The organism is Pannonibacter anstelovis (assembly GCF_036881715.1).
GTDB lineage: Bacteria > Pseudomonadota > Alphaproteobacteria > Rhizobiales > Stappiaceae > Pannonibacter > Pannonibacter anstelovis.
Genome location: NZ_JBAKBF010000007.1, coordinates 90,128 through 114,340 on the forward strand (window position 1 = coordinate 90,128; position 24,213 = coordinate 114,340).

The 24,213-nt window shown below is 62.8% G+C and carries 19 protein-coding genes; 9 read left to right on the forward strand and 10 right to left on the reverse strand.

Annotated elements, in window-relative coordinates:
* Positions 1-63 precede the first annotated feature (63 nt).
* Together V6L75_RS12430 and V6L75_RS12435 are read left to right on the forward strand one after the other, a co-directional pair.
* Positions 64-1,131 (forward strand): LacI family DNA-binding transcriptional regulator, encoded by a 1,068-nt coding sequence (locus V6L75_RS12430; RefSeq protein ID WP_334251824.1) that lies wholly within the window; start codon positions 64-66, stop codon positions 1,129-1,131.
* Between the two features lie 128 nt (positions 1,132-1,259).
* Positions 1,260-2,018 (forward strand): gamma-glutamyl-gamma-aminobutyrate hydrolase family protein, encoded by a 759-nt coding sequence (locus V6L75_RS12435; protein ID WP_334251825.1) that lies wholly within the window; start codon positions 1,260-1,262, stop codon positions 2,016-2,018.
* Between the two features lie 17 nt (positions 2,019-2,035).
* On the opposite strand, the gene V6L75_RS12440 is transcribed toward V6L75_RS12435, so the two are convergent.
* Entirely contained in the window at positions 2,036-3,877 is a 1,842-nt protein-coding gene (locus V6L75_RS12440; RefSeq protein WP_334251826.1) for a HoxN/HupN/NixA family nickel/cobalt transporter, read from the reverse strand.
* Positions 3,878-4,161: 284 nt separating this feature from the next.
* Between V6L75_RS12440 and V6L75_RS12445 the strand changes: the two genes are divergently transcribed.
* Positions 4,162-5,244 (forward strand): Glu/Leu/Phe/Val dehydrogenase dimerization domain-containing protein, encoded by a 1,083-nt coding sequence (locus V6L75_RS12445; RefSeq protein ID WP_334251827.1) that lies wholly within the window; start codon positions 4,162-4,164, stop codon positions 5,242-5,244.
* A 43-nt stretch (positions 5,245-5,287) separates the two neighbouring features.
* Here the strand turns inward: V6L75_RS12445 and V6L75_RS12450 are convergent, their stop codons facing one another.
* The 5 genes from V6L75_RS12450 to V6L75_RS12470 are packed head-to-tail and all read right to left on the reverse strand — an operon-like array spanning position 5,288 to position 10,576.
* A complete protein-coding gene (locus tag V6L75_RS12450; RefSeq protein ID WP_334251829.1) occupies positions 5,288-6,196 on the reverse strand; it encodes a LysR family transcriptional regulator in 909 nt (302 codons plus the stop codon).
* Between the two features lie 32 nt (positions 6,197-6,228).
* The gene (locus tag V6L75_RS12455) at positions 6,229-7,818 is read right to left on the reverse strand and encodes a gamma-glutamyltransferase family protein (protein WP_334251830.1); all 1,590 of its coding nucleotides are present in this window, start codon (positions 7,816-7,818) and stop codon (positions 6,229-6,231) included.
* A gap of 20 nt (positions 7,819-7,838) precedes the next feature.
* Entirely contained in the window at positions 7,839-8,357 is a 519-nt protein-coding gene (locus V6L75_RS12460; RefSeq protein ID WP_334251831.1) for a DUF2937 family protein, read from the reverse strand.
* 14 nt (positions 8,358-8,371) lie between these two features.
* On the reverse strand, positions 8,372-9,358 hold the full coding sequence (locus V6L75_RS12465; protein WP_334251832.1) for a WD40 repeat domain-containing protein: 987 nt from the start codon (positions 9,356-9,358) through the stop codon (positions 8,372-8,374).
* A gap of 33 nt (positions 9,359-9,391) precedes the next feature.
* Entirely contained in the window at positions 9,392-10,576 is a 1,185-nt protein-coding gene (locus V6L75_RS12470) for a CobW family GTP-binding protein (RefSeq protein ID WP_334251833.1), read from the reverse strand.
* Between the two features lie 243 nt (positions 10,577-10,819).
* On the opposite strand from V6L75_RS12470, the gene V6L75_RS12475 reads away from it, so the two are divergent.
* Positions 10,820-12,001, forward strand: coding sequence for a pyridoxal phosphate-dependent aminotransferase (locus tag V6L75_RS12475; protein ID WP_334251834.1), 1,182 nt, complete (start codon positions 10,820-10,822; stop codon positions 11,999-12,001).
* A gap of 23 nt (positions 12,002-12,024) precedes the next feature.
* Here V6L75_RS12475 and V6L75_RS12480 read toward each other — a convergent pair whose 3' ends face one another.
* On the reverse strand, positions 12,025-12,690 hold the full coding sequence (locus tag V6L75_RS12480) for a response regulator transcription factor (RefSeq protein WP_334251835.1): 666 nt from the start codon (positions 12,688-12,690) through the stop codon (positions 12,025-12,027).
* Positions 12,691-12,721: 31 nt separating this feature from the next.
* A complete protein-coding gene (locus V6L75_RS12485; protein WP_334251836.1) occupies positions 12,722-14,086 on the reverse strand; it encodes a cache domain-containing protein in 1,365 nt (454 codons plus the stop codon).
* A 199-nt stretch (positions 14,087-14,285) separates the two neighbouring features.
* Between V6L75_RS12485 and V6L75_RS12490 the strand changes: the two genes are divergently transcribed.
* The 5 genes from V6L75_RS12490 (at position 14,286) to V6L75_RS12510 (ending at position 21,444) form a co-directional block, all read left to right on the forward strand.
* A complete protein-coding gene (locus V6L75_RS12490) occupies positions 14,286-15,386 on the forward strand; it encodes a TRAP transporter substrate-binding protein (protein WP_334251837.1) in 1,101 nt (366 codons plus the stop codon).
* A gap of 149 nt (positions 15,387-15,535) precedes the next feature.
* On the forward strand, positions 15,536-16,546 hold the full coding sequence (locus V6L75_RS12495; RefSeq protein ID WP_334251838.1) for a TRAP transporter small permease subunit: 1,011 nt from the start codon (positions 15,536-15,538) through the stop codon (positions 16,544-16,546).
* A gap of 20 nt (positions 16,547-16,566) precedes the next feature.
* The gene (locus tag V6L75_RS12500) at positions 16,567-19,236 is read left to right on the forward strand and encodes a TRAP transporter large permease (RefSeq protein ID WP_334251839.1); all 2,670 of its coding nucleotides are present in this window, start codon (positions 16,567-16,569) and stop codon (positions 19,234-19,236) included.
* 79 nt (positions 19,237-19,315) lie between these two features.
* Positions 19,316-19,849, forward strand: a complete 534-nt coding sequence (locus V6L75_RS12505; protein WP_334251840.1) for a TRAP transporter small permease subunit — start codon at positions 19,316-19,318, stop codon at positions 19,847-19,849.
* An 8-nt stretch (positions 19,850-19,857) separates the two neighbouring features.
* Positions 19,858-21,444: a TRAP transporter large permease gene (locus tag V6L75_RS12510; RefSeq protein ID WP_334251841.1), complete on the forward strand. Its 1,587-nt coding sequence runs from the start codon at positions 19,858-19,860 to the stop codon at positions 21,442-21,444.
* 15 nt (positions 21,445-21,459) lie between these two features.
* Here V6L75_RS12510 and V6L75_RS12515 read toward each other — a convergent pair whose 3' ends face one another.
* Positions 21,460-22,161, reverse strand: coding sequence for a response regulator transcription factor (locus tag V6L75_RS12515; RefSeq protein ID WP_334251842.1), 702 nt, complete (start codon positions 22,159-22,161; stop codon positions 21,460-21,462).
* A gap of 31 nt (positions 22,162-22,192) precedes the next feature.
* Positions 22,193-24,181: a PAS-domain containing protein gene (locus V6L75_RS12520; protein WP_334251843.1), complete on the reverse strand. Its 1,989-nt coding sequence runs from the start codon at positions 24,179-24,181 to the stop codon at positions 22,193-22,195.
* Positions 24,182-24,213: the final 32 nt, after the last annotated feature.

A 24,213-nucleotide genomic window follows, 5' to 3' on the forward strand; every position in this document is an offset into this window, starting at 1 on the left:
TTCTCCGCAAGTGGGCCGGAACTGCTTTGGCGCATGTGAGGGACGGCGCATATGGGTGCAGACATGCCCCGCGACGAAATGGGTGACGACACACCGCGCGGCAAACGGCTGACACTCAGCGACATTGCCGACAGGCTTGGTGTGTCCACGGCGACGGTGTCCCTTGCCCTGCGCGATTCACCGCTGGTTGCCTCCGCCACGCGCGACAAGATCAAGGAAATGGCGCGGCAGGTCGGGTATATCTACAACCGCTCGGCCGCTTCCTTGCGCACCGCCAAGACGCAGATCGTCGGCGTTGCGGTGCATGACATCATCAATCCCTATTTCGCCGAAATCTTCCGTTCGCTGGAAGACGTTCTGGAAGCGCAGGGGCAGATGGTCTTCATCTGCAACCACCGGGACAATGTGGAGCGCCAGCGCGCCTTTGTGGATGCGCTGATGCAGCACCGCGCCGACGGGCTGATTCTGTGTTCTTCCGTCGGTACCACGGCGGACGAGATCAACCGGCTGACCGATCAGGGCATCCCGGTCACGCTCATGTGCCGTGATGTGGAAGGCGCCAGGGCACCGGCCGTGCGCGGCGACGATGAACTGGGCGGCGAGATGATCACCCGGCATCTGATCGCGCAGGGGCACCGCCATATCGCCATGGCGGGCGGGCGGCGCGGCAGTTCCACCGGGCGCGACCGCAATGCGGGCTGGCGCAAGGCGCTGGCGGAAGCGGGCATCGACCCGGACACGCAGATCGACATTCCCGAACTGATGACCCAGGCAGATGGCCGTGAAGCTGCCCCGCGCATTCTTTCCACCGGCGAGCGGCCAACCGCCGTCATGTGCTTCAATGATCTGGTGGCACTCGGCATGATGCCCGCCCTGCGGCGTGCCGGTGTGGAGCCGGGGCCGGATATTGCCGTCACCGGCTATGATGATGTGGACGGCGCTGCCTCGCGCACGCCTTCGCTCACCACCATTGCCAGCCATCCGGATGAAATCGGCCGCCGTGCCGCTGATCTCATCCTGCGCCAGATCGGCGGCGAGCGTGTGTCCAACACGCTGCATCTGATCCCGCCGGACCTGAAGATCCGCGACAGTTCTCCGCCTCCCGGCGTCCGGCTCGGCAGCAAGCTCTAGGGGGGCGCAAATTCCGGAGAAGGCAGAGCTTTGCCTTATGCCCGTCTTCGCCCCCTTGGCGCGGGCTTGCACTTCGTGCAAAGCTTGGCGCCCAACCTGTTCTGTGGCCAAAGGGTCCAACGCCTCGAATGTCCAAGCCGATTGTTCTTGTCACCGCCGATGTGAAGCCCGTTGACGGCTACCGCTGGCATGCCGCGCCCTCCACCTATCTGGAGGCCGTGCTGAACGGCGCTGGCGCCATTCCCCTGATCCTGCCCTCCCTTGGCAGCGCCCTCGACATTGACGCGGTGCTGGACCGGGTAGACGGGGTGCTGGCCACCGGCTCGCGCTCCAACGTCAATCCGGATCTTTATGGCGGAGAGGCGACGGAAGAAAACGGGCCTTATGACCCGGACCGTGACGCCACCTCCCTGCCGCTGCTGCGCCGGGCACTGGAAAAGGGCCTGCCGGTCTTTGCCATTTGCCGGGGCATGCAGGAGCTGAATGTCGCTCTCGGGGGCACGCTGCTCACCGAGATTCAGGAGATCGATGGGCGCAACGACCACCGCGCGCCCGTGTCCGAAAAGCAGGAAGAGCGCTTCGCCCTCGCCCACACCGTCGATGCGCGCACGGGCGGGCCGCTTGAGGCGGCCATCGGCGCGGCACAGTTCAAGGTCAACTCGCTGCACCGTCAGGGCCTCGGCGTTCTGGGTCAGGCGCTGGTGGTGGAAGCCACCGCCGAAGACGGCACCATCGAGGCGGTTTCCGTGGATGGGGCGCGGAACTTCGCCATCGGCACCCAGTGGCACCCGGAATACTGGGTCAGCTGCGATACGCCTTCGCAGAAGCTCTTTGCCGCTTTCGGTGAAGCCGTGGAAGCCTATCGCCGCAAGCGCGGCGATAACTGAGGCTTACATCAGCCTGATCAGGCCGGGACTGAGCCCCAGCCGATCATGGCAATCAGCAGGGTGAGGCCCAAGAGGAACACGGCTGCAGCGGCGGCAATCTCGATGCCCCGGTGCACCCTATAGGCCCACACCCCATCGGACCCGGCAAGACGCGCGGCAAGCCCCTTGGCCCCGACAGCCAGTGCGGCAAGAACCGACACGGTGATGCCTGTGCCGACAGCCATGGTCAGCGTCGAGGCGATGCCCGCAAGGATCATGCCCTGCGACAGGGCAAAGACCAGCACGATCAGCGCTCCCGAGCAGGGCCTGAGGCCAATGGCCAGAATGATCGAGAGCGCACGGCCCGGCGTCAGACGGCCGGCCACCATGTCTGCGGTAGGCGCATGCACATGGCCGCAGGTGCCGCAGGCGCCATCTTCCCCCGGCAGATGCACGTGATCATGCCCTGCAGGTGCCCCCAGCAGCATCGGGCGGAAAGCCTTGACCCACAGCAGCCAGGCGCCCATGGCCGTCACCATCACGTAGGAGGCAATCTCCAGCCAGCGGGCGGTCTGCTGCATGGCGATGGAGGTGAGATTGAAGACAACAGCAACGCCGCAGACGATCAGGATGGCGGTCAGAGCCTGTGCAAAGGCAGAGGCAAAGGAGAGCAGGATGCCCTTCTTCAGCGTGTCTTCGCTGGCCAGAACATAGGACGAGATCACTGCCTTGCCGTGGCCCGGCCCCGCCGCATGGAAAATGCCATAGGCGAAAGACAGGAACGCCAGAAGCCAGGCTGCATCCGGGTTGTTGCGGAAGCTGCGCAGGGCGGAGATGAGCTTCTGATAGAACTCGGTCTGATAGCGGGCGACTTCGGCAAAGAAGCTGCCAACCAGTGCATTGCTCTTCAGCGCCGCCGAGGGAACGCCTTCCATGGGCGCTGGCGGCATCTGGGATGCAACATCCGCCTGACGGCCTGCTGCAGGAGCTTCCGGATTGCTGTCCGCAGCCGCCGTCTGGCTCTGGCCGTTTAGCGGCGTGACCGGCGGGAACGGTGGCTTGGATGCAACGGCACTTGCGGCGCTCTGCCCGCAATTGACGATCATCTGATTGACGAGACCGGCGGCCACATCCGCCAGCTCCGGCGGCAGCTCGCGCTGGTCTGCGCCAACCTGAGCAAGCGCCGCAGCGGTGGACGGGTCCAGCGGAGGCGGTTCCTTGCGGGTAACGGTGCAGGAGGCCGGGGCGTTGATCAGCCCCGTGGCATCGGACGCCTTGGCAAAGCGGAAATCCACGTAATAGGTCGGATCATAGACATCGAGCGTGATCGTTTGGGAGAGATCCGACGGTTCCTTCAGCGGCAGCAGGAAGTGCAGTTCCAGCAGCTTGACCGTCGTCATCATCGGCTTGCCGGTGCGCTCGGCATCTTCCTTGATGGCCGCGATATCTTCCTGCTTCATCGCCCAATATTCGGTGATGGGTACTTCGGCCACTTCAAGCCAGTAGACCTCCGGCCTGTCGAAATCGAACTCCACCTTGGTATTGTCGCCAAAGGTGAAGAAGCCGAACTCCTGCATGCTGTCCACATTGACCTTGGCAAGGTCTGCCAGCTCCTCCCGGCTGAAGATACCATCGCCATTGGTATCAAAGCCCTGAATGGCAAAGGCCGTGTAGGCATCATCGAAGCGGAAGACCTGATCAACAGCCGTCACGAGGCCATCGTCATTCACCACGAGCTTCGACCGCGCTTCGACGAAGACATGGGGATGGGCGTAAGCCCCACCTGCGGCAACCAGACACGTCCAGATCAGCATGACCGCAAGGCACAGCAGCGCAAAGACACGGTGCAGGCAAGCGGCAGGGCTCACAGCGGGAGACATTCGTGGTGATTCCATTTTCGTTCAGGCGCGATTCCGGCACGGCTCATTGCCCTGAGAAGGGGGCAGGAAGGTGACGCTCCGCAAGTGTCTTTTGCGCCGCAGAAGGGGAAAGGGCTATTTTCGTCCGAGTGAAACAGGTTTTTGAGATAAATTTCCCTTTCAGGCGACATTGGCCGCAAGATCGACCGCAAAATTTCTCTCAGATCAGGCATTTTCTTCCTCATCAGCCTTCGTTTCAACGGTCTGATGCATCGGCAGCATAAGAGTTGGTATGAGAGAGGACCATGAACGCCCCGTCCCGCAACGCCCCCTTTTCCACGCAAGGGATGACCGCCTTCGATCACCCCGAGTTTTCCGGCCACGAGCAGGTGGTCTTTGCCCACGACAGGGAAACCGGGCTGCGTGCCATTCTGTGTGTTCATGACAGCCGTCTCGGCCCGGCGCTCGGCGGCTGCCGGATCTGGCCCTATGCCACAACCGAGGACGCCCTGCGTGATGCCCTGCGCCTGTCGCGCGGTATGACCTACAAGAATGCCTTGGCCGGACTGGACCTCGGCGGCGGCAAAGCGGTGATCATCGCCGATCCGCGTCAGGACAAGACGCCTGCTCTGATGCGCGCCTTCGGACGCCACGTGGCGCGCATGAACGGTTCCTACATCACGGCAGAGGATGTCGGTGTTTCGGCAGACGACATGGAGGAGGTTGCCCGCGAGACGGAACATGTGCGCGGCACCCGTGCCACGGGCCTTGGTGATCCGTCTCCCTACACGGCGCTTGGCGTCTTCGCCGGCATCCGCGCCGCACTCGCTCATGTCAACGGCACAGACAGCCTGATTGGCTGCACCGTTTCGGTTCAGGGTCTGGGCCATGTGGGCTTCGATGTGGCGCGCCAGCTGAAGGCCGCCGGCGCCCGGCTCATCGTCTCCGACATTCACCAGCCGGCCGTAGACCGGGCCGTGGCGGAACTGGAAGCAGTGGCTGTCTCTCCGGCAGAGGCCCATGCGGTGCAGGCAGATGTCTATGCCCCTTGCGCCCTTGGTGCGGTGCTGAATGCGGTCACCATTCCGCAGATCAAGGCAAGGATCGTCGCCGGTGCCGCCAACAACCAGCTCGCCACTCCGGCGGATGGTCAGGCGCTGAAGGACCGCGGCATCCTCTATGCGCCAGACTATGCCATCAATGCAGGCGGCGTCATTTCCATCGCATTGGCAACGCCTGGCGGAGATGACCTTCTGGTGCGGGACAAGACACTCGCAATCGGCGCTACCCTGACCCGCATCTTCCAGCGGGCAGAGGCCGAAGGCCTGACCCCGGAAACCATCGCAGACCGTCTTGCTGAAGAACGGCTTGCCGCAGCAGGCAAGTAAGAGACCGGTGCAGCGCGGACACAATCTCCTCCGCGCTGCACCTTCAGCAGCTCTTGCCCATCCTGCGCTTTTCGGCAAACCAGGCGGTCAGAAAATCGACAAAGGACCGGACCTTCCCGGACAGATGGCGGCGGTGAGGGTAGACGGCGTAGATCGCCGGGCCGTCATGCTCATAATCTTCGAGTACGACCTGCAGCGAACCATCCTTGATGTCGTTGTAGACGAACATCATAGGGGTGCGCAGGAAGCCGAGATGACACATGGCGGCATCGCGGGCGGCTGAGGCGCTGTTGACCTCGATCCGGCCCTTCACCGGCACCGTCACCCGGTCGCCTTTGTCCATGAAGATCCAGTTCGACTTGAACCGGTAATTCGTGTCCACGATGCAGGGCATGTTCGAGAGTTCCGACGGATGCTTCGGCGTGCCGTGATCAGCCAGTACCTGCGGCGTTGCGCAGACCACCGTGCGGAAGGGCGAGATCTTGCGGGCGATCAGGCTGGAATCTTCGAGGTCCGACACGCGGATGGCAAGGTCGAAGCCTTCTTCCACGAGATCGACAAACCGGTCATCCAGCCGCAGATCGATTGTGATGGCTGGCTCTGCCACCAGAAACTCCATGATGGCCTGATTGATGAAGCCATCGCCCATGGAACGCGGAGCCGATACGCGCAGTCGTCCGCGCGCCTCATGATGGGTAGACTGGACAGAGGCCTGCAGGTCATCAATGCGCTGCAGGATGTCGCTGGCTTCCTTGTAATAAGCCTCGCCCACTTCCGTCAGCGAGATCTGGCGTGTTGTGCGGTTCAGCAGCCGCACACCCAGTTCATCTTCCAGTTCGCCGATATATTTGGAGACCAGCGCCTTGGAGCGGCCCATTTCCCGTGCGGCGGCAGAAAAGCCATTGCTGTCCACCACTTGAATGAAGCAGCGCATGCGCGTGATGGCATCCATTTTTCCGTATCTCCCTTCGGCAGCCGCGCCTGTCAGGCGGCGGCGGCCCCGCCGTCCGAACGCGGATCATGCGCACCCTCAAGACCGCCGCGCAAGCCGCGCACGATCATGCCCGCATGGCCCATGGTATCGGAATAGGCCTCATCCATCACAACCACGTCATGGCCCGCCCGCTTCAATGCCTCCACGAGATCCGGATCAAAGCGCGATTCCAGCCGGAGCGACGTATTGGCATCGCCCCAGGTGCGGCCCAGCAGCCAGCGCGGCGCATCGATGGCTTCACCCACCGGCATGCCGTTCAGCACATGACGCACAAAAATGGCGGCCTGCGTCTGCGGCTGGCCTTCACCGCCCATGGTGCCATAGGTGACAAGCCGCCCATCGGAAAGCCGCGCCATCGCCGGGTTGAGTGTGTGGAACGGCAGCCGCCCCGGCTCCAGCGCATTGAGCGCTTCCGGATGCAGCGAGAAACTGGCGCCGCGGTTCTGCCAGGTGATGCCGGTGCGCGGCAGCACGCAGCCGGAGCCGAATTCCCAATAGACCGACTGGATGAAGGAAACAGCGCAGCCCTTGGCGTCGATGGCTCCCATCCAGATGGTGTCGCCGAGCGCGGATTTCACCGGCCAGTCAAGCGCGCGGGCAGCGCTGATTTCAGACGCTGTCCGGTCAAGCCAGGCGTCTTCCAGGAAGGGTGACACCGGCTCAGGCAGGCGGTCCGGGTCTGTCACCACCCGGTCACGCACGAGGAAGGCCCGCTTTGTGGCCTCCACCAGCCCATGCACCATGGCAAAGCTCTCCGGCCGTGCCGCCGGAAGCCGGTCGTGCAGGCCGAGGATCAGCAGTGAAGCGAGCCCTTGCGTGGGTGGCGGAGCATTGAAGATGGTTCCGGCCTTGGTCGCCACCTTCAGCGGCTTGCGGATGCGCGCTTCATAGCGCTGCAGATCTGCCTTGGTGACCGGCGCGCCGATGCGCTCCAGATCGGCTGCAATTTCCGCGCCCACATCACCCCGGTAAAAATCATCGAACCCGGCGGCGGCAAGCTGGTCCAGGGTATCGGCCAGCCGCTCCTGCCGCATCAAGCTGCCCGCTTCCAGCGGCTGGCCATCCTTCAGGAAAACGCTGGCAAAGCCGGGCTGATCCTTCAGTTCGGAGAGCTTTTCCTCCGTCAGCTGCTGCTGGCTGCGGGAAACGGTGCAACCTTCCTTCGCATGCCGTATCGCATTCATCAGCAGCTCGCGCCGGGGCATGCGCCCGCCAAGGCTTGCCGCTGCCTCGAAGGCTTTCTGCCAGCCGCCCACGGTGCCGGCCACCGTCAGCGCCGCCAGCGGGCCCCGCGTTGGCACGGTGCCATGCCCGGCGCGGTTATAGGCGGCAATCGTTGCGCCTGAACCGGCGGGGCCGCAGGCCGAAATCACCTTCGGGTCCTGTCCCGGCTCGGCAATCAGCCAGAAGCCATCCCCGCCGATGGCGTTCATGTGCGGATAGACGACGGCAATCGTGGCCGCTGCCGCAATCATCGCCTCGATGGCTGATCCGCCGTCGCGCAGGATGTCCGCGCCCGCTTCCGCTGCCGCCCTGTGCGGCGCAACGACCATGCCGCCGGATGAGGTTACGGTGTCCATCTTCTCTCCTGTCAGCTAATCTAGCGGGCGGCGGAACGGCGCGGGCCGAACACCTTCCAGAGGCCGCGCAGAAAGGTGCTCGAAACCCGCAAGGCTCCAAGCCCTGCAAAAAGACCCAGAATACCGGCCAGAATGCCCTCAGCCGTCACCGGAACCGCAGGCTCGAAGTCGTCGTATGTGCGTGCCACAAGCTCCGGATCTGCGCTGGTGAGGAACACGAGCAGGCGGCCGAATTCGTCGGACTGGAGATAGGCCTCCCGTTCTGCCCGCATGTTTGCCAGCCTGTCACCGATTTCCTCCAGGCTTCGGCCCTGAGCTGCAACCAGCTGATCGCCGCTGGCCTTGAGCCTTGCAATTGCGCCATCCACATCAAGGCCGGAGCGCTGCGCGTCCTCAGCCGCCTGAAGCATGACGGTCTGCAAGGCATCAATGGCCCCGCCGAGGCGCTGACGGTACTGCTGGGCAAATTCCGGCACCTGCGAGGTGGCAATGCCTGCAAGCAGACCGAAAGCAAGCGCAACGGGTCTCGCCAGCATCATCACCTCTCTCCCTGTCATTCCAATGCGATGACACCACCCTCGCCATCTTCCGTACCGAAAGCAAGCCTGACGCCTGCCCGGTCCCAGGCCATGGTGGAGACAGGGGCCTTGGCAGCGCGGCGCAGCAGCACCTCCGCATTGTCCTCGAAGCGGCACAGCAGGATCATGCCATCCTGATAGCCGACAGCCACCACATCTTCCTTCGGGTGGCAGGCAACCGAGGTCACCAGCGCATCGCTGCGGGTGCCAAGCTGCAGGGGGGCCTGACCCATGGGCCCGGTCTTGCCGGAGAAGGGCCAGACGATCGCAGCATTGGCGCCGGAGGTGGCCAGATAGCGGCCCTTCACCGACCAGCTCATGGACTTGATCTTGGACGGATAGCCGGTCATGCGCATGTCCTGCGCGTCGGTCAGGCGCCAGCCGTGCAATGCGGCCTCCTGCATGGAGGTGACGAGATATTTGCCGTCCGGCGAGAAGCTGGCGGCCAGATGGGCGCCTTTCCACTCCAGCATCTGCGGCTGGCCTTGCGTGTTCACCCACCACAGGGTTGCCCCGTCATAGCGGGCGACGGCAAGGCGCAGACCCTTGGGCGCGAAGGCGAGACCGCCGACCGCCCGTTCATGCGGGAACTCCTTTTCGGTACCATCGGCAAGGCGCACCCAGGCGGTGCGGCCGCTGGCAAAGGCTGTTGCTCCCGAAGGACCGCAGGTCACCAGATCGATCCATTTGCGGGGGCGCTCCGACAGCTGGCGAACCTCGCCCGAAGCGCTCAGTTCCATCACCTTGCCGTCGTCACCGCCGGTGACAAGCGCGGTGGCATGGCCGGAAGGCTCCACCCGCTCGTCCGCCGCCAGCAGTCCGCCGTTGTGAAGGCGGATGGTCTTTTGCCCGCCTTCCACCAGCACCACTTCGCCGCTGCCGAGGGCGAAATAGGGAATATCCTTCAGGAACCCGGCCTTGACGGCAAAGCCGGAGAGTTCAGTCGCTGCAAGTGTCGGCACGGTCAGTCCTTCAATGGCTCTCGTGGCTGTCCGTCAGGCGGCGCAGGCTTCGAAGCTCTGCTTCAGGGCATCGAAATCCAGCTCGCGGCCGATGAAGACGAGGCGGCTTTCACGCGGCTCGCCATCCTTCCAGTCGCGCTGGTGATCGCCCTCGACGATCATGTGCACGCCCTGAATGACATAGCGTTGCGGATCGTCCTTGAAGGCCAGAATACCCTTTAGGCGCAGGATCTTGGCGCCATCGGTCTGGGTGACCCGGTTGATCCAGGAGAAGAAGACAGGCGGGTCCAGCTCGCCGGCGCGAAGCGAAATGCTGCGCACCGAATGCGGATCATCATGATCATGGTGATGGTGGTCATGATCACAGTCCGGGCCGCAGACGTGATCATGGCCGTGGTCATGGTCATGCCCGTGATCGTGGTGATGATGGTGCCCATGATCATCATGATGGTGATGGTGATCATGGTGATGATCATGGCCGCAATCCGGTCCGCATTCGTGACCGTGGTCATGATGATGGTCATGGCCGTGGTGGTGGTGATGATCGTGGCCCGTGTTGAGGAACTGCGGGTCCAGCGTCAGGATGCGGTCGAGATCGAAGGCGCCCCGGTCCAGCACCTTGGCAATGTCGATGCTGCAGCGCTCGGTCTTGTGACGCACCGCATAGGGGTTGATCTTGTGAATGCGCGCCTCGACGGCGGCCAGCTCTTCAGGCGTCACCAGATCGGTCTTGTTGATCAGGACGACATCGGCAAAGGCGATCTGGTCTTCCGCCTCGGAGGTGTCGGCAAGGCGCTGCAGCACGTGGCGGGCGTCAACCACGGCCACCACCGCATCAAGGCGGGAGGCGGCGCGCACGTCGTCATCCATGAAGAAGGTCTGCGCCACCGGGGCCGGATCGGCGACACCGGTCGTCTCGACGATGATGGCATCGAAGCTGCCGCGGCGCTTCATCAGGTTCTGCACGGTGCGGATCAGGTCGCCGCGAACGGTGCAGCAGATGCAGCCGTTGTTCATCTCGAAGATTTCTTCGTCCGACTCGACCAAGAGGTCGTTGTCGATGCCGATTTCGCCGAACTCATTGACGATCACCGCATATTTCTGGCCGTGATTCTCCGACAGAATGCGGTTGAGAAGCGTCGTCTTGCCGGCGCCAAGATACCCGGTGAGAACGGTGACGGGGATCTGCTTGGACGCGGTGCTGGCATCGGTGCTCATGGCGTGAAGTCCTGTTTCCTGAAGCGGATCGCGGCTGCCAGCGGCAACTGGCGCAGCAGCGGCGAACCATAAGAGGTGATGCGTTTGGCGGCAATATAGGTAGTCCAAAGGCAAAGATCACCACTTCAATATAAATGCCGAACACAAAGAGGCTCTTCCGCCCTTGCACCGCGCCCGCCGCGCCTTGATCCTGCGCGATAACGGGCGGGGAGGAGTGGAACCGCCGCAAGTGAAGGAGAGGATATGCTCAGGACCATCGACGCCTTTGACCGGATCGGAGAGGAAAACGCCTTCGCGGTGCTTGCCCGCGCCAATGCGCTGGCGCAGCAGGGGCGCAGCATCATCAATCTGGGCATCGGCCAGCCGGATTTCAGGACGCCGGAGCATATCGTGGAGGCTGCCATCAAGGCGTTGCGCGACGGTGAGCATGGCTACACCGGCGCGACCGGCATCCTGCCCCTGCGCGAGGCCGTCAGCGCGGACATCCACCGCCGGGTGGGCGTATCCGTCAATCCGGACAATGTGGTCATCGTGCCGGGCGGCAAGGTCACCATGTTCATGGCCATCCTCATGTTCGGCGCGCCGGGCGTCGACATTCTCTATCCCGACCCGGGCTTTCCCATCTACCGCTCGATGATCGAATTCACCGGCGCCCGGCCTGTGCCGGTGCCGATCCGCGAGGAAAACGGCTTCGGCTTCTCGGCAGAGGAAACCCTCTCCCTGCTGACGCCGCAGACGCGGCTCGTCATTCTCAATTCCCCAGCCAACCCGACCGGCGGCATCACCGGACGCACCGAGATCGAAAAGCTGGTGAAGGGCCTGACAGAGCGGCCGGACATCGCCATTCTCTCGGACGAGATCTATGGCCAGATGACCTATGACGGCCAGCAGCATGTGTCGCTTCTGGAGTTCGAGGCGATCCGCGACCGGGTGATCCTGCTGGATGGATGGTCCAAGACCTATGCCATGACCGGCTGGCGCATGGGCTACGCGGTGTGGCCCGATGCCCTGATCACCAAGGCGCGCAAGCTCGCTGTCAATTGCTGGTCCTGCGTTAATTCCCCTGCCCAGTTCGGTGGCCTTGCCGCCCTCACTGGCCCGCAGGATGCGGTGACGGCGATGGTTGCAGAGTTTGACGCCCGCCGCAAACTGGTGGTCGAAGGGCTCAATGCGCTGCCCGGCATCTCCGCCCGCACGCCGCTGGGCGCGTTCTACGCCTTCCCCAACATCAAGGCGACCGGCTGGAAGGCCAAGCCTCTGGCCTCCGCGCTTCTGGAAAAGGCAGGCGTTGCCACCATCGGCGGCCCGGATTTCGGCGTTCTGGGCGAGGGCTACATCCGCCTTTCCTACGCCAATTCCCGCGAAAACATCAGCCTGGCGCTGGAGCGGATCCGGGAGTTTCTGGAGAGCGAGAAACCAGCGTAAGGAGACGGCAGGTGCGGTTGGCGTCAGACCAGCCGCAGTTCCTGGGCGATGCGGTAGAGGTGGGCAGCGTTGCCGCTGCCGACCTTGTCGCGGATGTTGAGCCGGTGAGATTCCACCGTGCGTACGCTGATGCCAAGATGGGCCGCAATTTCCTTGTTGGCCTGTCCCCGGGCGACCCCTTGCAGCACTTCCCGCTCGCGCTCCGTCAGGCCATAGGGGTTGGCCGGAGAAGGCGAGGGCTTGTTCTCCATCAGCGCCGGGCCGATGCGGGAAGAGAAGTAGTAACCGCCATCGGCCACTGCCAGAATCGCGTTGATCATCTCCTTGGCGGAAATGTCCTTCAGCAGATAACCCCTTGCGCCAGACTGCATGACACCGCGCACATATTCCGGATTGTCGTAGATCGACAGCACCAGAACGCTGATCATGGGATTCTTGCGGCGGATCGCCTCCGTAGCTTCCAGCCCGTTGAGACCAGGCATGGAAATGTCCATCAGGATGATGTCCGGCTTCAGCATGTCGGCGAGTTGCACGGCCATGCGCCCGTCAGTGGCCTCGCCGACGATCTCGAACGGAGCGACGCCTTCCAGCCGGGCCCTGATGCCGGCGCGCACCAGCTCATGATCATCCGCCAGCAGCACGCGCACCTTGCGCGGCAGATCGTCCTTGCGGGCTTGCGGACTTGTCATGCGGTGTAACTCCCGATGAGGCCTTGGCTGTTCACGCGGCTGTCCGGCTTTCTTCCGGCAGCATGGGCATGGTCACCCGGATCATGGTGCCCTGTGCACCTACCCGTGACATTACCATGGTCCCTCCGTGTGTCTCTATCCGTTCGCGCATGTTGCGGATGCCCAGACCACCCAGTTGCGGCAGGGGCAGGGGGATGCCGACACCATCATCCTGGATCGTCAGGGTCAATGTCCGCTCTCCGGCCACCAGGCGTATGCTGACATACGCTGCGGCCGAGTGGCGGGCGACGTTGGTGAGTGCTTCCTGCACCACGCGGTACAAGGCAGTCTTGGCCGAATCCGGCAGGCGGTTCCGGCATCTGTCGGCGGAAATCTCGACGGTGATGCCGGACTGTGCCTCGAAATCCTTGGCAAGGCTGACAAGCGCTGCCGAAAGGCCCATGTCGTCAAGAATACTCGGGCGCAAATCCTTGGAAATGCGCCGCACCTCCGCGATGGCATCATCGAGAATGCGCAGGCAGCGCTCGGCCTGAACCTGCAGATCGCCGTTCTCTGGACTTTTGGAATGCAGCATCTCGATCCCATAGCGCACGGAGACGAGCAGCTGCGAGATACTGTCATGCAGCTCGCTGGAGACGCGCTTGCGCTCCTGTTCCTGCACATCGACAATGCGGTGAGTGAGTTCCTTCAGCTTGCCATCGGCAAACTTCTGCTCCGAGAAGCTGACCGTGGCCACTGCGGTTAGGCTCAGCAGGATGGCGATCATGGTGATGAAAAAGATCACCAGCACCGTCTGCTGGACATTGGCTGTGAAATCCGCGCGAACGAGGGCCACTTCTCTCGCAATGTCATCGATGTAAAGGCCGGTGCCAAGCATCCAGTCCCACTTGTCCAGCATCACTGCATAACCAAGCTTTTCGGCATTCATGCCGGCGCTTGGCTTGTCCCAGACATAACGGTGAAAACCGCCGCCGGCCTCGGCTGCCGCCATGAGATTACGGATGACGTAATTCCCGTTCGGGTCCTGAAGATCCCACCATTTCCCGCCAACCAGATCCGGCAGTTTGGGATGCACGATATTGGTGCCGTCCTTGAGATAGACGAAGAAATAGCCATCCTCGCCGAAGGTTATGTCGTTGAGTATGCGCTTGGCTTCGTTCTGCGCTGCCTCCCGCCCGCCCTGCTCCTCCTCGTAGAGCTTCTGGATTGACGTCAGCGCCAGCGAAACTGCGTTCTGAACCTCCTGCCGCTTGCTGGACAGGATCCGTTCCTCCACGGCGCGGGTCTGGGCCTCGATCAGGCGCGAGGCCTGAAAGAAGGTGATGCCGCCAATCAGCCCCGAGACAGCTACAAGGGGCAGGATGGTGATGAGGAGCAGTTTTGTTTTGAACGTCACCGGTGGCCCCCTGCATTCCGGATGTGACCCGCTTGCGGCAATAAAGTTGCCGGAAAGCAGCGTCTTTTCAGTAGTACTACGGAAAAGATGCGCAGAAACACGACTAGCGCCTCATTCAAAGGATCACCTAGACACAGACAGGTGACAGTGCAAGGCTCCAAGGTGGCTGAGCACTCGCCATATCTGGGAGGATATCGTTATGGATCGTCGTTCGTTTATCAAGAAGGCTGGATTGGGCGCAGGCGGTATTGCTGCCGCTTCCACGCTTGCCGCTCCTGCAATTGCGCAGTCCCGCACCGACATGGTGATCGTGTCCACCTGGCCGCGCGACATGCCCGGCCTCGGCGTTTCCGCGCAGCGCCTTGCAGCCCGTATCGGCGAACTGACCGAAGGCCGCATCAACGTGCAGTATTTCGCCGCCGGTGAGCGTGTCGGTGCATTTGATGCGTTCGACGAAGTGGCTTCGGGCAACGCTCAGGCCTACATCGGTGCCGACTACTACTGGAAGGGCAAGCACGCGGCCTGGTCCTACTTCACGGCGGTCCCCTTCGGCCTGACCTATGCCGAGATGGACGCCTGGATCAAGGTTGGCGGCGGCCAGGAACTCTGGGACGAACTGGCCGACCAGTTTGGCCTCAAGAACTTCAACGCCGGTAACACCGGTGTGCAGATGGGCGGCTGGTTCAACAAGGAAATTGAAACTGCCGACGATCTCAAGGGTCTGAAGATGCGCATCCCGGGCCTTGGCGGCGACGTCATGGCCAAGCTGGGTGCCTCGCCGGTGTCTCTGCCGGGCGGCCAGATCTACGAAAACCTTGTCTCGGGTGCCGTCGATGCCACCGAGTGGGTTGGCCCGTGGAACGACTATTTCATGAAGTTCTACGAAGCTGCCAAGTACTACTACTATCCGGGCATGCATGAGCCGGGCTCCATGCTTGCGCTGGGCTGCAACAAGTCCTGGTTCTCCAAGCTGTCGAAGATCGACCAGATGATCATCGAAGCGGCCTGCAACGAGGAAAACGCTTTCTCGATGGCAGAAGCGAATGGCTTCAACGGCGCTTATCTTGACAAGCTCATCAATGAGCATGGTGTCGTGCTGCGCCAGTTCTCGGACGAAGTCTATGACGCCTTTGGCGATGCATCGGCTGCAGTGTTCGAGGAAACCATTCAGCAAGGTGACCTGACCCGGCGCGTTCACGAGAGCTTCGTGAAGGCCCGTTCGGAAGTCGGCCGCTGGATGCTTCTGGCTGACACAGGCTACACCGTGCAGCGCAACCGCGTGCTCGGCATCAAGGTCTGAACGGTCCAGCCCTGGTGATGCCTGAGCCGTTTCAAGGTGGAATGCATCCGTATTCCGGAGCCTTGATCTCGGGCATTTGAATCATCCGGGGATGGGACGCTGTTCCATCCCCGTATTTGTTTGATACCGAAATCACGAGGCGTTTGAAGATGATGGCCTTGAACAACGTTCAAGGCGCTGCACCCGGTGGCGTGCACGCGCAGTCCATCCAGCCCGGCAGCGTAACCGCTGTCAGGATGTTCGGCTGGATCAATCTGGCTGTCATGGCCGCTTATCTCATCAACACCTACCTGACCTTCTGGGCAGGGCTGCCAGGCGCCAGCCTGTCAGGACCGGCGGCTGCGATGGGGCAGGCTGCTCTTTATGTGCTGCTGCCGCTCATCGCCGTGCTGATGGTGCAGCGCAGCCGGAGCATGACCCTCAGGCAGGACAGCGAGCGTGTCACACGCATCAACACCTTCATCGTGCGCTGGATGTTCTGGGCCGTCGTCATCGTCGGCTTCACGGATGGAGTGATTTCCTTCCTGCGCGTTGAGGGGATGCTTGAGGCTGTGACCGGGGTGCAGCTTGCCTCCGACCTCGGCCGGGCTCAATTCCGTGGCGCCTATGTGCATATGCCGCTGATTGCGCTGTCTTTTCTGGCCGCTGCCTTCACACGCACCCTTGGCTTTCACTGGCTGGGATTGATGGTCGTGGTCGCGGAACTGCTGATCGTGATCGGGCGTTTCGTTTTTTCCTATGAACAGGCGTTCCTCGCTGATCTCGTGCGCTTCTGGTACGCAGCCGCTTTCCTTTTTGCCAGCGCCTACACGCTGGTACAGGAAGGACACGTGCGCGTGGATGTGCTCTATGCCGGCTTCACAGCACGGGCCAAGGGCTTTGCCAACATCATTGGCTGCATTTTCTTTGGCCTCACGTTTTGCTGGACCATTCTTGTCGTCGGTCTTGCCTCGCGCCAGTCGATCATCGTCAGCCCGATGCTGGCTTACGAGACGACGCAGGCCGGGTTCGGCATGTATGTGAAGTATCTCATGGCCGGGTTCCTCGGCGTGTTTGCTGTCACCATGATGATCCAGTTTGTCAGCTACCTCTTCGCTTCCGTTGCCGATGCGCGCGGTGATGAAGGCGGGCGCGATCATTCTACCGTCATCCAGCACTGAAGGCTTGCGGGACCAGCATCATGGATCTTTTCTTTCTCATTCTGCTGATCGTGCTGATGGCGGCGGCGCTGGGCTCGGGATTCCCCGTCGCTTTCGCCCTGCCGGGATCGGCCATCATCACCATCTTCCTTGCCGGTGTTTCCGGCTATCTTTTTGCCGGCAGCGTGGATGCTTATTTCGCGCATGGCGGACCAAGCCAGTGGCTGAGTGCGGGTGTCACGAACTTCCGCGGAGTTTACTGGGAGGCGGAGCGTGACACGCTCATAGCCATTCCATTGTTCATCTTCATGGGCATCATGCTGCAGCGGTCCAAGATCGCAGAGGACCTGCTGATCACCATGGCACGGCTGTTCGGGCCGGTGCCGGGCGGCCTTGGCATCTCGGTCATTCTGGTGGGTGCGCTGCTGGCAGCAACCACCGGCATCGTTGGTGCCACTGTGGTGGCCATGGGTCTCATCTCGCTGCCCGCGATGATGCGTAATAACTACTCCGTGCCGCTGGCCACCGGCACGATTGCCGCCTCCGGCACGCTGGGCCAGATCATTCCGCCGTCCATCGTGCTGATCATTCTGGCTGACCAGCTGTCTTCCAGTGTCGATCAGGCCGGCAACCTGCGTCAGGCCCTGTTCCGTGATGCCAACGGGCCGGGGCAGATGCCGTCTGACCTTGCCATTGCTTCCACCAGCGCAGGCGAGCTGTTCCTCGGTGCCATCCTGCCGGGGCTTCTGCTCGTTGGGCTTTACATCGTGTTCATGCTGGGCTTTGCCCTCATCAATCCCAAGGCCGCGCCTGCCGTGCGCGGCGAAGGCAAGATGGACCGGCAGTTCCTGTTTCAGGTCTTCATCACCCTGGTGCCGCCGCTGGCGCTCATCGTGCTGGTGCTTGGTTCGATCATGGCGGGCATTGCCACGGTGAACCAGGCCGGTGCTGTTGGTGCCATCGGCTCGATGGTCATGGCCGGCTACCGCCTGCGTGAGGGCAACGGCAACGGCGGGCGTTACACACCCGCAATTCTCGCCATTCTCGCACTGCTGGGCATTGCCGTCGCGGTCAGCTTCTATGACACCAACATCAAGCGGGTGGCGTCCAGCGGTGACGTGACGGGCATCGTCATTGCCGCCATTGCGGTCTCCCTGCTGGTCTTCGCTGTCATCTGGAGCGGCTGGCGCACCATGGTGACGGAGAACACGCTGCGTGAAGTGATGATGGAAACGGCGAAGGGGTCGTGCCTCGTGTTCATCATCCTGATTGGCGCGGCTATGCTGACGTCGGCATTCCGTGCCTTTGGCGGCGAGGAGCTGGTCAAGGACTTCCTGCAAGGCTTGCCGGGTGGTTTCTGGGCGCAGTTCTTCATGGTGATGCTGGTGGTCTTCGTCCTCGGCTTCTTCCTCGACTTCATCGAGATTGCCGTGGTGGTGGTGCCCATCGTAGCGCCGATCCTGCTGGCTGATCCGTCCGCAAACGTGACGGCTGTCTGGCTTGGGGTGATGTTCGGCCTCAACCTGCAGACGTCCTTCCTCACCCCGCCATTCGGCTTCGCACTGTTCTACCTGCGCGGTGTCGCTCCGGCGGCGGTGAAGACGGTGCAGATCTACAAGGGGGTTCTCGCCTTTATCGGCATTCAGCTGCTGGCTTTGACGATCGTTGGCTTCAATCCTCAGATCGTCAACTATCTGCCGAACCGGTCATCGCTGCTGTCCGAGACCGCGCCCCCGCCGAAGAACCCGCGTCTGCAGTATTGCATCGAGACCTACACCAGCGAGCAGTTCCGTCAGAACGGTGCCGCGATCACAACTGCGATCAGTCAGCTCAAGGATGCGGATGTCAGCAGCTTGCCCTCCGATCTGCAGCAGGAGCTGAAGTCCGGCTTGCAGAATGCCGGGAAGGCCATCCCGCAGATGGCAGAGATCGATGCTGCTGTGGCCGCGGTCACGCAGGCTGCCGTCACCTATCGTCCGGTTCTGGTGCAGGTCCGTGCGATTGAGCGTGATGCGCGCAAGATCGAGCGTGAAATCAAGGAGCTGGAAGTGATCATTTCCCGCTCCGGCCCGACTGGCATCTACTCTGCTGAACGCGGGGAAGAGGCCAAGGCGGAAATGGCGGACCTGCAGGCCACGCATGATGCGCTGATGGCGCAGATCCCGGCAAACTGGGAAGAGCTTCACACCGGCTTTGCCAAGGTTCAGGATGCGGAGAACAAGGCCCGCCTTGCCTACCGCCGCCTCGTGGACAATGCCTCTGAGCCTGTGATGAAGGTAACTGCTGCGCTTGAGGCTGCACCTGCCCTGCAGCAGATGGAGGAGAAGTTCACGGTTCTGCAGGATGCGATCCTGTCCAAGCCTGTGGCCGAGGTGCAGGAGCAGATCGACCTTCTGCGCAGCGAGGTGTCTGCACTTGAAGGCACGTCCGAGATCCGCAAGGGCCTCAACGAGGCTCGCAAGATCATGCGGTCCAATACACCCGATCCGCAGGCAGCCGTGGCGGAGGTGGACAAGTCCATCGCAGCGCTCAAGGAGGATCTCGTCTGGCGTCAGCGCGCCTTCGACGAGCTGCTGCCGAAGATCCGCGCCTATGATGCCGCCACCAGCGGCACCATAGGCCTGCGCCAGCTGCCGCGTTTGCCGGATGATGTGGCGGTTGCCCTGACGCCTTGCCTGTCGGTGCATCGCGACGTGTCGCTGAATTTCTGACCGCAAGCTATTGACGAATGGAAGGCGGGGGTGGACTGATGGTCCTCCCCGCCTTTCGCTTTTCCAGAAGGTCCCCGCGATGTTTCGCACCGCCCAGGTGATCACTTCCTTCAATTCGGCCATTGGCCGCGCCGTGTCCTGGCTGATGCTGGGAATCGTTCTGGTTCAGTTCGCGGTGGTGATCCTGCGTTATGTCTTTGGCGCTGGCTCTGTCTGGGTGCAGGAAAGCATCCTCTACATGCATGGCTTCCTGTTCCTGCTGTCCGCGGCCTATGCGCTGGCCATTGATGCACATGTTCGGGTGGATGTGTTCTACCGGGATGCCAGGCCTGCCCGCAAAGCGCTGATCGATCTGGGTGGGGCTGCCCTGTTCCTGTTGCCTATGTGCGCCGTCACGCTTTGGCACGCCTGGCCCTTCGTGCAGATCTCCTGGATGATCCGCGAGGGCTCGCGTGAAACGTCAGGCATTCCGGCGCTCTATGTTCTGAAGACGGCCATTCTCGTCTATGCCGGGCTGCTGGCGCTGCAGGGACTTGCCCTGATGCTGCGTGCGGCTGCCGCCTTGTCGGGCAACGCCCCGGCGCTTGAAACATTCGCCCGCAAAGAGGGCTGAGATACTCCATGGACCTGATCTCCATTCTCGACATTCTCATGTTTGCTGCGGCTGTCGTCTGTCTGATGGCCGGTTTCCCGGTGGCCTTCACGCTGGCGGGCGTTGCCCTTGTCTTTGCGCTGATCGGGCATTTTGCCGGTGCCTCCCTGTCGCTGGGGGCCATCCCGCTGCGCATCTTCGGCATCATGACGAACGAGACGCTGATTGCCGTGCCGCTCTTCATCTTCATGGGCGTCATGCTGGAGCGCTCCAAGGTGGCGGAAGACCTGCTGGAGGCGATGGGCCGCCTCTTCGGCAAGATGCCCGGCGGGCTGGGCCTGTCGGTCTCCATCGTTGGCGCGCTGCTCGCCGCTTCCACCGGCATCGTCGGGGCGACGGTGGTGACCATGGGGCTCCTGTCCCTGCCCACCATGCTGCGCAACGGCTACAGCCCGCGCCTTGCCTGCGGCTCGATTGCGGCCGCCGGAACGCTGGGACAGATCATTCCGCCCTCCATTGTTCTCGTGTTTCTGGCTGACCAGCTCTCCAGCGCCTACCAGACGGCGCAGCGCAATCTCGGCAACTGGTCTCCGGATCCGTTTTCGGTGGGAGACCTCTTTGCCGCCGCGCTCATTCCCGGTCTCTGCCTCGTCGGGCTCTATATTGCGTATCAGATGGCCGTTGCCTTCCTGTCGCCGCACAAGGCACCGCCCATGCGCGGGGCAGATGGGGGTGCGCCGGCGAAAGTGACCCTGAAAGAGCTTGTCAGCGTTCTGGTGCCACCACTGGCCCTGATCATCGCCGTGCTGGGGTCCATTCTGGCCGGTGTGGCAACGCCGACGGAAGCGGCTTCCGTGGGCGCTGTGGGCGCGCTGCTTCTGGCGGGATTCCGCGCGGACGTGTCCCGGCCCTTGCCGGTTTATGCCGGGGCGGCCTGCCTGCTGGCGGCTCTTGCCCTGTCGCGGGTTGTGGATCTCAGGATCACACGGCTTGAGATCGGGCCGCTGGAATGGGCAGGCATCAGCCTTGCCGCGGTTCTGTGCCTGGGCGGTGCCTGGGGGATTGCGGTTTGCCTTGCCCGCGTGCTGCGCTCGGGCGTCTTGAAGCCGGTCATTCAGTCTTCGACGCAGATCACCGCCATGGTTTTTACGATCATGATCGGCGCGACGTTCTTCTCGCTGGTGTTCCGGGATCTGGGCGGTGACGAGCTGGTGCATTCGCTGCTGAGGGACCTGCCGGGCGGTGCACTCGGGGCCATGCTTGCGGTCATGCTCGTCATGTTCGTGATGGGCTTCTTCCTTGATTTTCTGGAGATCGTCTTTGTCGTGGTGCCGCTGGTCGCTCCCGTACTGCTGCAGCTGCCCATGCCTGACGGCAGTGCGATGCACCCGGCATGGCTGGGCGTCATGATGGCCGTCAACCTGCAGACGTCGTTCCTCACCCCGCCCTTCGGCTTTGCCTTGTTCTATCTGCGCGGCGTTGCGCCCGCCTCCGTGCGCAGTTCGGACATTTATCTCGGTATCATCCCGTTCGTGCTGATTCAGCTGTTGATGCTTGTGATCCTCTGGTTCGTTCCCCAGCTCGCCACCTGGCTGCCGGAGGCGATCTACGGGTAAAGCAGCTGTAGGGTGTTACGCCCAGTCCACCTGTGATGTCAGCATGTAGCCCGAGCCGTAGATGGTGCGGATGAGGGGCGTGTCCGATTCGGTCGCCAGCTTCTTGCGGATGCGGGATATGCGCACGTCGATGGAGCGGTCGAGGCTGTCGTCACGGCCGCCGTGCTCCAGCAGGTAGTCGCGCGAGAGCACGCGCTTGGGGGCCCGCAGCAGGGCTTCCAGCAGGGTGGCCTCGCCGGTGGAGAGGAACGCCTCCTCGCCGGAGGGTGAGACGAGGCGCAGTGCGCCGGGATGAAAGGTCCAGCCGGCAAACCGGGCGGCATTGCCCTTGCCAGGAGCGGTGGCCTGACGCTCGGACGAACGGCGCAGCACGGAGCGCAGCCGTGCCACGATTTCGCGCGGGTCGAAGGGTTTCACCACATAATCGTCTGCGCCCATCTCGAGCCCCATCACCCGGTCGGAGGAGTGGCTGCGGGCGGAAAGCACGATGACGGGCAGGGAGGTGCGCTTGCGGATCTCGTTGATCAGGCTCATGCCGTCCATGTCCGGCAGGCCAAGGTCGATGAGGCAGGCGTCGGGCAGCTGCTGGTCCATCATGGCGAGCATCTTGCCCGCCAGCTGGAAGCAGACCGAGCGGAAGCCGTAGACCTCCAGCGTGCTGGCCAGAATGGCGCAGATCTCCGCCTCGTCATCGCAGATGTAAACAAGTCCGGACATGGCTGATGTGCTGCTTCCGGTGCCGGGCGTCTCAGGCGTCATGGGTGGTGATCTTCCTCAAGGTTCCGGACAGCGCTGCCATGTCAAAGGGCTTGGCCAGAAGGGGGAAAGTAGCATCATCGGCGGGCTGGCCCGCCCCTTCCGCCGGGGCGCCATAGTCGGCATAGCCGCTCATCAGCGCAATGCCGATGTCCGGGCGCTCCTGCCGGATCTGGCGGACGAGCGCCAGCCCGTTCATCTGGCCAGGCATCACCACATCGGAAAGCACAGCCCGGATTTCCGGGACATCCCGCGCCAGCTCAAGGGCATCTGCGGGGCCTTCCGCCGTCAGCACCGTATACCCAAGGTCACGGATCTGCAGGGCGACCGCTTCGGCCACTGCCGCCTCATCCTCCACCAGCAGGATTAGTTCGCCGCTGCCCATGGCAAGCGCAGTCTGCGTGCCGCTGGCTCCGGTGCCGGAATGGCTGGAACCGGCTCTGAGCGGTAACAGCAGCGACACGGTGGTGCCTGCGCCGGGAGCTGTGGAGATATCCGCATGCCCGCCTGCCTGCCGGGCAAGGCCATAGACCATCGACAGGCCGAGGCCGGACCCGGTGCCGAAGGGCTTTGTCGTGAAGAAGGGCTCGAAGGCGCGTTGTTGTGTCGCTTCATCCATGCCCTGTCCGGTGTCCCGCACGCTGATACGGGCATAAGGGCCCGCGGCCAGTCCCGCGCCGGGCAGATCACGCTCCGCCAGCCGCTCCTGCGACAGGCTGACAGTGATGCTGCCGCCCTCCGGCATGGCATCGCGGGCATTGAAGACGAGGTTGACAATGGCCGTTTCCAGCTGCGCCGGGTCCACATGCGCCACCAGCCGTTCATCGGGAAGATCAAAGGACAGGCTGATGGCGCCGGGGAGGGAGCCATGCAGCAGCGTTGCGGTGTTGGCCAGAAGCGGGGCCAGTTCCACCGTCTGCAAATCCGAGGACTGGCCCCGGCTGAAGGCCAGCATGCGCTGGGTCAGGTCTGCCCCCCGCTGCGCCGCCTGCAGCATGGGGGCGAGGTGTGCCTCCACATCGGCGGGTGTTACCTCACTGCCCTTGCGCTTCAGGCTGAGGAGATTGCCCATCAGGATGGCGAGCAGATTGTTGAAGTCATGCGCCAGCCCGCCGGTCAGCTTGCCGACCGCATCCATGCGCTGCGACTGGGCAAGCGCCGCCTCGTTGCGCTTCTGCTCCGTGGCATCCAGCGACAGCACGAAAACGCCCAGCGTGCGCCGGTCTACAGTCATGTCCGGAATGAGGGTGGAGCGCATGTAGGCAAGCTCACCGTTCGGCTTGCGGCGGCTGTACTCGTAGGACACCGCATGGCCGCTGAACGCATGCTCGATCTGCGGCTGCAACTCGGTGAAGAGCTCCGTCCCCAATACTTCCCGCGCCGGGCGCCCGGCGATGGAGGCGATGGAATGGCCAAACCATTCCGCATAACGCCGGTTGGCGAAGCGGAAGACGGGACCGGCGCCGGAGCCCGTGTCCGGGGCCATGTAGGCGACAAGGGCGGGAATGTTGTCGGTAACGAAGCGAAGCCAGTCCTCGCTCTGGCGCAGGGCGCGGGTGCGCTCGGCCACGGTCCGCTCCAGCTTCTCCTGCCGCTGCCGCTCCTCGGTGATGTCGGTGTAGATGGTGACGAACCCGCCTTGCGGCAGAGGCGTGCCACGCACGGCAATGACCTGGCCGTTGGGGCGGATACGTTCGAAATAATGCGGGACAAACTGGCGCGCCCGCTCCAGCCGCCGCTGGATCTTGCCTTCCACATCACCGGGACCGTATTCCCCGCGCTCCGTGTTGACCCGAAGGAACTCCGCCAGATGCGCACCGCGCCGGGCCAGTTCCTGCGGAAAGTCCAGCATCTCCCACAGGCCCCTGTTCCAGGCCACCAGTTGCAGGTTTGCGTCGAAGACAGAGAAGCCCTGATTCACGTGATCCAGGGCAGCCTGCAGCATGTCGATATATTCGGTGGTGCCGGAGCTGATCGTCATGGCGTGAGTTTAGGCAGAAGGCCGGAGGGAAC

What these genes read in the sequence shown, in the direction of transcription:
- V6L75_RS12490 (WP_334251837.1), top strand. Translation starts at nt 14,286, where the DNA reads ATGGATCGTCGTTCGTTTATCAAGAAGGCTGGATTGGGCGCAGGCGGT.
- V6L75_RS12495 (WP_334251838.1), top strand. Translation starts at nt 15,536, where the DNA reads ATGATGGCCTTGAACAACGTTCAAGGCGCTGCACCCGGTGGCGTGCAC.
- V6L75_RS12460 (WP_334251831.1), bottom strand. Translation starts at nt 8,357, where the DNA reads ATGATGCTGGCGAGACCCGTTGCGCTTGCTTTCGGTCTGCTTGCAGGC.
- V6L75_RS12510 (WP_334251841.1), top strand. Translation starts at nt 19,858, where the DNA reads ATGGACCTGATCTCCATTCTCGACATTCTCATGTTTGCTGCGGCTGTC.
- V6L75_RS12470 (WP_334251833.1), bottom strand. Translation starts at nt 10,576, where the DNA reads ATGAGCACCGATGCCAGCACCGCGTCCAAGCAGATCCCCGTCACCGTT.
- V6L75_RS12480 (WP_334251835.1), bottom strand. Translation starts at nt 12,690, where the DNA reads ATGACAAGTCCGCAAGCCCGCAAGGACGATCTGCCGCGCAAGGTGCGC.
- V6L75_RS12440 (WP_334251826.1), bottom strand. Translation starts at nt 3,877, where the DNA reads ATGTCTCCCGCTGTGAGCCCTGCCGCTTGCCTGCACCGTGTCTTTGCG.
- V6L75_RS12430 (WP_334251824.1), top strand. Translation starts at nt 64, where the DNA reads ATGCCCCGCGACGAAATGGGTGACGACACACCGCGCGGCAAACGGCTG.
- V6L75_RS12520 (WP_334251843.1), bottom strand. Translation starts at nt 24,181, where the DNA reads ATGACGATCAGCTCCGGCACCACCGAATATATCGACATGCTGCAGGCT.
- V6L75_RS12445 (WP_334251827.1), top strand. Translation starts at nt 4,162, where the DNA reads ATGAACGCCCCGTCCCGCAACGCCCCCTTTTCCACGCAAGGGATGACC.
- V6L75_RS12515 (WP_334251842.1), bottom strand. Translation starts at nt 22,161, where the DNA reads ATGTCCGGACTTGTTTACATCTGCGATGACGAGGCGGAGATCTGCGCC.
- V6L75_RS12450 (WP_334251829.1), bottom strand. Translation starts at nt 6,196, where the DNA reads ATGGATGCCATCACGCGCATGCGCTGCTTCATTCAAGTGGTGGACAGC.
- V6L75_RS12435 (WP_334251825.1), top strand. Translation starts at nt 1,260, where the DNA reads ATGTCCAAGCCGATTGTTCTTGTCACCGCCGATGTGAAGCCCGTTGAC.
- V6L75_RS12505 (WP_334251840.1), top strand. Translation starts at nt 19,316, where the DNA reads ATGTTTCGCACCGCCCAGGTGATCACTTCCTTCAATTCGGCCATTGGC.
- V6L75_RS12475 (WP_334251834.1), top strand. Translation starts at nt 10,820, where the DNA reads ATGCTCAGGACCATCGACGCCTTTGACCGGATCGGAGAGGAAAACGCC.
- V6L75_RS12455 (WP_334251830.1), bottom strand. Translation starts at nt 7,818, where the DNA reads ATGGACACCGTAACCTCATCCGGCGGCATGGTCGTTGCGCCGCACAGG.
- V6L75_RS12500 (WP_334251839.1), top strand. Translation starts at nt 16,567, where the DNA reads ATGGATCTTTTCTTTCTCATTCTGCTGATCGTGCTGATGGCGGCGGCG.